General features: G+C 43.9%; 2 protein-coding genes. Both read left to right on the top strand.

The annotated features are described in order from the left end of the window. Positions 1 to 22 precede the first annotated feature (22 nt). Positions 23 to 406, top strand: coding sequence for an ISAon1 family transposase N-terminal region protein (locus QVO66_RS03690; RefSeq protein ID WP_021854057.1), 384 nt, complete (start codon positions 23 to 25; stop codon positions 404 to 406). Next, positions 372 to 1,358, top strand: a complete 987-nt coding sequence (locus tag QVO66_RS03685; protein WP_021854056.1) for an ISAon1 family transposase — start codon at positions 372 to 374, stop codon at positions 1,356 to 1,358. The genes QVO66_RS03690 and QVO66_RS03685 overlap by 35 nt, the downstream gene beginning before the upstream one ends. The last annotated feature ends 33 nt before the right edge of the window (positions 1,359 to 1,391 follow it).

Here is a 1,391-nt window from a genome sequence, read left to right as displayed (position 1 = left end):
AAAAAAATCTTATCTTTGCATCATGGAAAATTCAATGTTAGAGTCTTTGGTGAGCTTCATGCTGCCATCCAATATATTATCTCGTTTTACAATAGTAAAAGTAGAAAGTAATGCAGAAACGTTATTCATTCATTTGGATGAAATCGCTTCCGCAGATTATGTCAATGATCCGAATATAGAATCCAAAGGATTTCTTGCCCCTGTTACCGTCCGTGACTTTCCGATCCGTGACAAGGCTGTAGACCTGATTGTGAGACGTCGCAGGTGGAAAGACCTCCGTACGGGCAAATGCTTTACGGCTCCCTATGATGATGTCAAGGAAGAAGGAACCCGCTACTCGAAAGAGTTTGCGGCTTTTTTAAAAGATGTGTATGGAGAGGAGTCCTACGACCTCCCGTTCGCTTGATTTCTATTATCACATCAATGGGGACACTTTCGAGAAGCAATACAAGGAAGTACTGAGTGGTTACCGGGAGTGGAAAGACAGGGAGCATGCTGCGGAATGGCTGGTATTTCCGGAAAACACAGGTCCCCGTCTCTGTATAGATGAAACCTCCATCAGCGACGGAGAGCTTTACACCATTGTGTCCAATCCGGATGCCCGGGGAAAGAAAGGAAGCCTGGTCGCCATAATCAATGGCGTCAAATCAGAGCATATTATTAACATACTGAGGCGTAAGATTCCCTTTTCAAAGCGTTTAAAGGTAAATGAAATAACTTTGGATATGTCCAACAGTATGGGGAAGATTGCCCGATGCTGTTTCCCTAAGGCCATCCGGACCATAGACCGTTTCCATATTCAACAAATGGCTTTCGAGGCCGTGCAGGAACTGCGTATTGCCCATCGTTGGGAAGCAATACGTCAGGAAGCGGATGACATGAAGAAAGCCAGATTTTGTGGAGAGGCATATTCTCCATTTATTTTTTCGAATGGAGACTCTTTAAGACAGCTATTAGTACGCTCTCGCTATTTACTTTTTAAATCTCCCGAGAAATGGACACAAAGACAAAAAGAGAGGGCGGAAATTCTTTTTGCCCAGTATCCGGATCTGCAGGAAGCTTATTCTCTGTCACATTCCTTACGGATGATTTTCTCAAGGAATACTCACAAGGATGCCGCCAGATTGTCTCTGGCAAAATGGTATGACAGGGCCGACAGGTCCGGATTCAAAAGCTTTCAGGCTATAATTTCTACCTTGACAGAACACCATGACGGAGTCCTGAACTTCTTCGTGAGCCGCTCTACCAATGCTTTTGCCGAATGCTTTAATGCCAAAATCAAACAGTTCAGAGCATTGCTCCGAGGAGTTATTGACATACCATTCTTCCTCTTTAGGCTGACTAAAATTTATGCGTAATATTTTCTTTCCCCACTATTTATCGGGTGAGCC

The sequence above is a fragment of the Prevotella sp. CAG:255 genome (assembly GCF_000431195.1).
GTDB lineage: Bacteria > Bacteroidota > Bacteroidia > Bacteroidales > Bacteroidaceae > Prevotella > Prevotella rara.
The sequence above is the reverse complement of the archived record's forward strand: the minus strand, read 5'-3'. Positions and strand labels throughout refer to the sequence as shown.

What these genes read in the sequence shown, in the direction of transcription:
- QVO66_RS03690 (WP_021854057.1), top strand. Translation starts at nt 23, where the DNA reads ATGGAAAATTCAATGTTAGAGTCTTTGGTGAGCTTCATGCTGCCATCC.
- QVO66_RS03685 (WP_021854056.1), top strand. Translation starts at nt 372, where the DNA reads ATGGAGAGGAGTCCTACGACCTCCCGTTCGCTTGATTTCTATTATCAC.